A 7,288-nucleotide genomic window follows, 5' to 3' on the forward strand; every position below is an offset into this window, starting at 1 on the left:
ATTAGCCTTTCGGCATTCGCAGAACGTGGTTCCGGCCGCCCTTGGTATAGCGCAATTCGCCGTCGCCGATCGACGAGATCCGGCCGCCGTCGATGCTGTCCCCGACCTTCACCTTGCGATAGCGCCCGTCCGACATCCGCACCAGGGCGCGGCGGCTGGCGGGCTGGCCATAGACCCCGATCAGGTTGATCTTGTTCAGATCGATGGCGTCGCGCACCGTTGCCTGCCGGGTGACCGAGGCTTTCGAGGGGATTGCCGGCTGCACGCTCTGCGCCGGGGCCACCGCCACCACCGGACGAATGCTGGCCTGGGCGGCGGCGGCGACAATACTCTCCATATTGCCGGGCCGGACGGCGGGGCGGCGCGATGCGGCGACGGCCAGCGCGGTGCCGCTGTCGAAATCAGACGGCGCGGCGGCATCATCCGGAACCGGGGTGTCGGTGGCGGCGGGCGCCGCGTTGGCCGCAGCCGCTGCCGCTGCCTCATCCACGGCGCGCTGGCGTGCCTCGGGCAGGGCCGGGCGCAGGCGCGGGCGGATCGCCGCCAGCTCGACCCGCGAATAGCCGCCAAGGTTCAGCCGCTCATTGCGCTCGACCAGATCGCCGGGGCGCAGTTTGGGGCGCTTCTGCGCCAGCGCCGCCACCACCTGGGTCAGGTTGTCCTGCAGGGTTTCGGCCGGGCGGGCCGGAGGCACCCGCCCCGGTTGCCCGGCATAGATCGTCACCCCGTCGGGGCTGAGCGCGCCATCCGGGCTGGCCCGGACCAAACCGCGTTCATCCAGATCAAACCTGGTACCTGGCGGCGCCGGATTGGCGACCCGGTCAGGGCGCCCATCGGTGCGCGCGGCATCGGGCATCGGCAGGGCGACCGCATCAAGCGGTGAAATCACCGGGTCGATCGAGGCGACATAGAGATCGTCCAGCGATTCCGGCAGCGGCGAGGGCGCCACATAGGGGGCGCTCATCCAGACGCCGGTGGCGGCATAGCGCGCCTCGGTTTCCGGGTCCGGCTCGGCCATCACCGGCGGCAGATTGCGCGGTCCCGGCTCGACGCTGCGCTGGCGGATCGGTTCGCGCGGCGCCGGCTGCTCCGGTGCGGTTTGGGTTCGGGCCAGTTCAATATCAGCCGTGCTCTCGGGGTCTTTTTCTGCGGCCGCGGGATCGGCCTCGGCCAGACGCGCTGCCTCGGGGCGCAGCAACCCGGACATGGCGTCAGAGAGGAACAGCGCCGCCCAGGCCCCGGACCCGACCAGGAACAGCACCAGCATCACCAGCCCGAGACCGCCGCGCGGCGTGGTCTGGGCGGCGCGGGCGCCAAACACCGTCATCCGCTGCGCTTCGGCATTGCGGTCGAGGCGCGGGCTGGCCGCCGCAGCCTTCTGCGTGGCCGTGGCTTCGGATATCAGCCGCGTCGGGATCGGCGCCTTGGCACCGTTGTCACTGCTGTCACTGCGGCGGGGCAGCTTGTCGCGCAGCCCGGCAAGAACGCCGGTCTTCTTGACCGGGATCGGATCGGGGCTGGTGGCGCGGCGCCGTGCCGCCAGCCGTTCGATCAGGCTCCGGGTGGTGTCGTTGGGCGCTGCCCGGGTTGGATCGACGACCACCGGATCGGGTGTGGCCGGTGCGGCTTCGGCAATATCCGGGGCTTGGAATGCGGCTTCGGTCGAGTCAATTTCGGCGGTTTCGCGTTCGCCGCCGGTTGCGCTGTCGTCGTCGCGGGCATCCTCACCGGCATCCGGCAGCAGCGGCTTGGGCGCTGAAACGGGTGGCTCGGTGCGGCTGACCCCCTCCAATGGCGGCGCGGCGCCCTCGCGCTGGGCGCGCGCGCTGGAAAACAGCGGCTCGGCAGGCGGCGCGAGCGGTGGCGGATCCAGCCGTGTGCGAAACTGCACCTCGGGCATGGCGGCGTCGAAGGCGGCGGTTTCGTTGCGTGCCTGTGACCGGGGCGCGCGAATGCTGGGCGCGTCTGGCAATGATGGGGCGGCCTCTGCGCGGGCGCGGCGCGACCCGAATGTCGGCACCGGTGCCGGTGCCGCCGGGGAGCTGCGCGTCGGGGCGACGGGGGCCGGGTCGTCAGAAGCGGCACTGCGCGACTCAAAGGTTGGGACCGGGTCCGCCCCCGGGGCTTCGGCTTTCGGTTTGGGTGACGCGGCCCGGCGGCTGCCAAAGACGACTTCTGGCGCCGGTACCAGCGAATCGGCAGGCGGCGCGGCGGGCGGTGCCGGGTGGACCTCCAACGGCAGGATCGGTGCGGGCGGTGTGGGCACAATCGCCGGGCCGATGACTTGGATGGCCAGCAGGTCACGCTCGACCGAGGTGCCGGGCGGCAGCAGGCGACGGGCCTCGGCGCATTCGCCAAAAAAGGCTTCGCCGATGAAATCCTTGCGATCTGGACGGGCAACGAAAGCCACCGGGCCAAAACCGTGATTGGCGGCAAAGGATTCCGCCTCGTCCAGGGTTTCATTGGCCACCGCCGCGATCAGGGTGATGTCGCCGGACACCGACCAGGCATAGGACAATTCGTCCAGCTCATAGGGGGTTGCGCCATTCAACGCCGCCTCGATCAGGGCGATCCGACGATGCTCGGTCACCGCACCGGTGTCGATCGACATGAACCGGATCTGTTCGTTGGGGATGACGATCTTGGACAGCAATGGGCCGGGGTCCAGCCGCCTGGCGTCATCCCTGAGCAGCGCCAGTTCTTCGGTCAGGGCGGCGCTGTCGGGCGCCACTTCGCCGACCAGCCGCCAACCGGGATCCGCCCGGTGCAGCAAGGCGATCCCGTCCATGGACAGGGACAGAGCGAAATTTGGTTTCATCCAGACCAGTCAGCTATGCTCAGCGCCCCAAATGGGCAGTTGCTCAGGTTTGGGTGACTTTATCGCAGCGCGCCGCCGAGGGAAAGGCAAACGCCTGTGAAGTTGGGGGGCAAAATGTGATCGCTATGGGGCGTATTTTGCGCCTTGGAGGAACGGGACCCCAAGATCGGGGTCCCGTTGGCAGGATTTAGCCGTTTCGATCAGGCGGTGGCGCTGGCCAGGGCCTGTTCCAGATCGGCGATCAGATCAGCAGGGTCTTCGATGCCGATTGACACCCGCACCACATCTGGCCCGGCGCCTGCGGCCTCGAGCTGAGCGGGCGACAATTGCCGGTGGGTGGTCGAGGCCGAGTGGATCACCAGGGACCTTGTGTCGCCGAGGTTGGCGACATGGCTGAACAGCTCCAGCGCGTTCACCAGTTTGACACAGGAATCATAGCCCGCCTTCAGGCGGAAGGTGAACAGGCCGCCGGCACCTTTCGGGCAGATGCGCGGCACCCGGTCGGCATAGGGCGAAGAGGGCAGCCCGGCATAGGTCACCTCGGCGACCGCGTCATGGCCTTCCAGCCATTGCGCCACCTTCATCGCATTGGCGACATGCCGCTCCATCCGCAGGCTCAGGGTTTCGATGCCCATCAGCGTGTAATGTGCGCCCTGCGGGTTCATCGTCATGCCGAGGTCGCGCAGGCCGATGGCGATGCCGTGGAAGGTGAAGGCCAGCGGGCCAAAGGTTTCGTGGAATTTCAGCCCGTGGTAGGCTGGTTCCGGCTGTGACATCGACGGGAACTTGTCGCTGGCGGACCAGTCGAAATTGCCCGAATCCACCACCACGCCGCCGGTCACCGTGCCATTGCCGGTCAGGTATTTGGTGGCCGAATGCACCACCAGCGTCGCGCCATGTTCAATCGGGCGGCAGAGATAGGGGGTGGCCGAGGTGTTGTCGACGATCAGCGGCACGCCGGCCGCATCGGTGATCGCCGAGATCGCGTCGAGATCGGTGATATAGCCGCCCGGATTGGCGATGGTTTCGCAGAACACCGCGCGGGTGTCATCGTTGATCGCCGCCTTCACCGCATCCAGGTCGTCGAAATCGACAAAGGTCGCGGACCAGCCGAAGCGTTTGATGGTCTGGCTGAACTGGGTGATGGTGCCACCGTAAAGCCGGGTCGAGGCGACAACGTTGCGCCCCGGTGCCATCAACGGGAACAGCGCCATGATCTGGGCCGCATGGCCCGAGGAACAACAGATTGCGCCCTGGCCGCCCTCCAGCGTTGCCACCCGTTCGGCCAGCACCGCAACGGTGGGGTTGGTCAGGCGGGAGTAGATATACCCGACCTCTTGCAGGTTGAACAACGCGGCGGCGTGATCGGCGTCGCGGAACACATAACCGGTGGTCTGGTAGATAGGTGTCTGCCGGGCGCCGGTGGCCGGATCAGGCTGGGCGCCAGCGTGAATCTGCAAGGTGTCAAAGCCGTAAGTCATCTTTGGGTCCTTTCCCCTTTTGGTCTGGGCCTATGCCTAAGCGATGCGGCGGCATCGGGCAACGGCGCTGACGCGGCTGGACCGCTTGCCAATCGTCGCAGCGCGCGCCAGTTTGCCAAGGCCAACAATCGAGCAGGAGCCACGCCATGGCGCTTCGTCCCTTCCACTTTGCCTTTCACGTCACCGATCTGGACGCGGCCCGCGATTTCTATGGCCGGGTTCTGGGCGGGGAGGAGGGGCGTTCGACCGAGACCTGGGTCGATTTCGGCCTCTTCGGTCATCAATTGTCGCTGCATCTGGGCCAGCCTTTTGCCAATGAAGCCACCGGCAAGGTCGGCGATCATCTGGTGCCGATGCCGCATTTCGGCTTTGTCCTGCCGCTGGACGAATGGCAGGCGCTGGCCGAACGGCTGCGCGCTGCGGCGGTCGACTTCGTGCTGGAACCGCAGGTGCGGTTTCAGGGTGAGCCGGGCGAGCAATGGACGATGTTCTTTCGCGACCCGTCCGGGAACCCGATAGAAATCAAAGGTTTTGCCGATATGGCCGGGGTTCTGGCGCACTGACCTGCATAGGTTGCAAGTATGTTGACGGATGGCGTGATTTTACATACACTGAATGTATGTAGCTGACCGGAGAGATACAGATGGCCAAAGACATGCTTGCCCGCGAAGGCAAAATCAAACCGGCCGCGGTCAAGGGCCCGGATGCCGGGGCCAGGAAGGGCGGCGGTGCCGCCGCCGAGTTCCTGGAAACCGCGGTCCGGGTGGCGGCCCGCAAGGCCGCCCGCACCGAAGGCATGGAGATGACTCATTTCCTGCAAAAGGCGGTGGAAACCTATCTGCTGGCGACCAGAGCGCTGGAAGGCGACCTGGCCGAACGGATCACGGCGAAACGGACGCTGATCGACACGGCGGTGACCAAGGCGCGTGAGATCGACGCCAATGGCGGCTTTGACGAGCATTTCGTGCTGACCGTGCTGCGCAGCCTGACCAGCACCGACAGCGCCCGCAGGCTCTATGAAACCGCCACTGGCGGTGCGTTGACCGATGACAAGGCGCCGCGCCGCGCCGGGGTCAATCAACAGCTGGCCCGGGTGATCAAGGCCGCCGTCGGCGCCCGCGCCAAACGCAATGACAAGGGCAAGCTGGCCCGCGCCCAGGTCACCGGCGAGGTGGTGACCTCGTATACGCTTCTGGAAAAGTAAATTTTCCAGAACCTGGCCGGGCCTGTCCCGGCCCCTGCGCCCGCCACGGCCCCGGCGGGCGCTTGCCGTTCCGGCTGTTGAATTCGGGCCCGACTCGGCGCCGGTCAGCGCATCCAGAAGCCTTCACGTTTGATCCGGTTGCGGATCGCCTGTTCGCGAGCGGGCAGGTTGTCGCGGTCAAACATATCGCGCACCTTCTGGCCCCGGCCCTGGAACACCAGCCGCTTGACCGGATCGTAGTTCTTGAGGGTTTTCTTGACCCGGTTCGGGCTGGCCACCTCTTCCAGCACCTCGACCACCCGGTCATGCTCGCGCGCATAAAGCATCGAAAGCACCCGGTAATGGCAGCTGACGGTGCCGTCGAGCAGACCCTCGGGCAGGGCATCACGGCCCCCGCCCAGCTTGTGGATCACCAGCGGCAGCGCCACCTGATCGAGCCAGGGATTCATCGGCTGACAAACCAATTCGCGCGGCGGGTCATCGCGGATCGCCAGCGCATATTCCAGGAACAGATCGCCGAACTGGCGCGGGCATTTGTAATAGAAATACCCGGCGTTGAAATAGAGATAGCGTTTCCAGTATTCGTCGGGCTGCGACAGATCGAGCGAGCTGTCGTAATCCAGCCCGAACTTGTCATAGAGCGATTTCCAGATTGCCCCATAGCCGGGGCCGTAAAGCTCGATCTTTGGCCAGGTGCCCTCGCGGCGCAGCGAGGCCGAGGGACGCTCGAAATCAAACGGCACCTCGGTCAGGTCGCCGGTGATCAGCGTGTCGGTGTCAAAGAACACAAACGGTTCGCCTTCGGGCAGCACCGACAGGCCTTCGATCTTGTTGCCATAGGGATAATCCTGGCCGAAATGGCGGCTTTCAAAGGGCAGGAATTCCGCGCCGAATTCATTCTCGAGCAGCGAGCGCACCTCGATGTTGCGGATCGCCGGATAGCCCGCCCACTTGGGCCCGGGCTGCGGTTCCAGCAACAACAACCGCCCCTTGAACCCCGGCGCCCGCGCCCGCAGCGAGGCGGCGAACAGGATCGCCTCGTATTGCAACCGACCCGATTGCGCGACGATGGCGATATTGAAGGTTTCGGCAGGTGGCTTTCGCTGCGCCATAGGATTTCCGTGTGATTAAGGGGCTGACTTTGCGCGGCCAGGATTCAAAGATGGGGCGTTGGTGACGGCTTGACTGCCCCGCAAGGGCGGCCTGACTGGACTTTGTCATATTTCGCATCGATTTGGAGGGCAATATTATGCTGAGTTGGATTTTGATAAGCATCGCGCTGATGCTGAGCACCGCCTCGGGCGGCGGTTCGGGGGCCATCAGCGTGGCCGAGGCGGCAACGGATGAGCCAGCTTATCGGGCCGATCCGCAGACCCCGACCGGCAAGTTCACCACCGCCGCAGAGATCAAGCAGATCATGACCCTGACCAAGGGCAATTGGGTGGCGATCCGCGAATTCGACGGCCAGGACCTGGTCTATGTCACCCAGATTCTGGCCTGGCGCTGCGGCCTGGCCGGGTTGCGGTTCGCGGTGAACGGCGCGCCGCTGCAGGATTGGCCGATGCCGGTCTGCGACGAGGAGTCAGCGCAGCCGAATGCGATCACCGGCGACGACGCGCTGATCTATCGCCGCTTCCCGCTCGGCTCGGTGCAAAGCGTCGAGGTCGAATTGATCTATGACGACCTGACCCGCGATCAGGGGGCGTTTCAGCGCAAGCAGGTGTTGATGCCCTAAAGCGTCCCGCCTTTAACCTGCGACATATCCGGCAGCAGTGAAGTAATTCC

Annotated in this window: 6 protein-coding genes; 3 read left to right on the top strand and 3 right to left on the bottom strand. The window is 65.7% G+C overall.

Translation table 11 applies throughout. From position 1 onward, the window contains the following. Position 1: 1 nt before the first annotated feature. Entirely contained in the window at positions 2 to 2,788 is a 2,787-nt protein-coding gene (locus P1U48_RS15695; protein ID WP_301070126.1) for a hypothetical protein, read from the bottom strand. A gap of 230 nt (positions 2,789 to 3,018) precedes the next feature. Continuing rightward, a complete protein-coding gene (locus tag P1U48_RS15700) occupies positions 3,019 to 4,299 on the bottom strand; it encodes an aminotransferase class I/II-fold pyridoxal phosphate-dependent enzyme (protein WP_301070127.1) in 1,281 nt (426 codons plus the stop codon). A gap of 146 nt (positions 4,300 to 4,445) precedes the next feature. Between P1U48_RS15700 and P1U48_RS15705 the strand changes: the two genes are divergently transcribed. Together P1U48_RS15705 and P1U48_RS15710 are read left to right on the top strand one after the other, a co-directional pair. Continuing rightward, the gene (locus tag P1U48_RS15705) at positions 4,446 to 4,862 is read left to right on the top strand and encodes a VOC family protein (protein WP_301070128.1); all 417 of its coding nucleotides are present in this window, start codon (positions 4,446 to 4,448) and stop codon (positions 4,860 to 4,862) included. Positions 4,863 to 4,942: 80 nt separating this feature from the next. Then, entirely contained in the window at positions 4,943 to 5,503 is a 561-nt protein-coding gene (locus P1U48_RS15710; RefSeq protein WP_301070129.1) for a hypothetical protein, read from the top strand. A gap of 104 nt (positions 5,504 to 5,607) precedes the next feature. On the opposite strand, the gene P1U48_RS15715 is transcribed toward P1U48_RS15710, so the two are convergent. After that, a complete protein-coding gene (locus P1U48_RS15715) occupies positions 5,608 to 6,615 on the bottom strand; it encodes a hypothetical protein (RefSeq protein WP_301070130.1) in 1,008 nt (335 codons plus the stop codon). Positions 6,616 to 6,752: 137 nt separating this feature from the next. Between P1U48_RS15715 and P1U48_RS15720 the strand changes: the two genes are divergently transcribed. After that, positions 6,753 to 7,238 (top strand): hypothetical protein, encoded by a 486-nt coding sequence (locus P1U48_RS15720; RefSeq protein WP_301070131.1) that lies wholly within the window; start codon positions 6,753 to 6,755, stop codon positions 7,236 to 7,238. Positions 7,239 to 7,288: the final 50 nt, after the last annotated feature.

It is taken from the genome of Pseudooceanicola sp. (assembly GCF_029213205.1).
Lineage (GTDB): Bacteria > Pseudomonadota > Alphaproteobacteria > Rhodobacterales > Rhodobacteraceae > Pseudooceanicola.

Coding starts and splice junctions, on each gene's coding strand:
- P1U48_RS15695 (WP_301070126.1), bottom strand. CDS start 2,788: ATGGACGGGATCGCCTTGCTGCACCGGGCGGATCCCGGTTGGCGGCTG.
- P1U48_RS15700 (WP_301070127.1), bottom strand. CDS start 4,299: ATGACTTACGGCTTTGACACCTTGCAGATTCACGCTGGCGCCCAGCCT.
- P1U48_RS15705 (WP_301070128.1), top strand. CDS start 4,446: ATGGCGCTTCGTCCCTTCCACTTTGCCTTTCACGTCACCGATCTGGAC.
- P1U48_RS15710 (WP_301070129.1), top strand. CDS start 4,943: ATGGCCAAAGACATGCTTGCCCGCGAAGGCAAAATCAAACCGGCCGCG.
- P1U48_RS15715 (WP_301070130.1), bottom strand. CDS start 6,615: ATGGCGCAGCGAAAGCCACCTGCCGAAACCTTCAATATCGCCATCGTC.
- P1U48_RS15720 (WP_301070131.1), top strand. CDS start 6,753: ATGCTGAGTTGGATTTTGATAAGCATCGCGCTGATGCTGAGCACCGCC.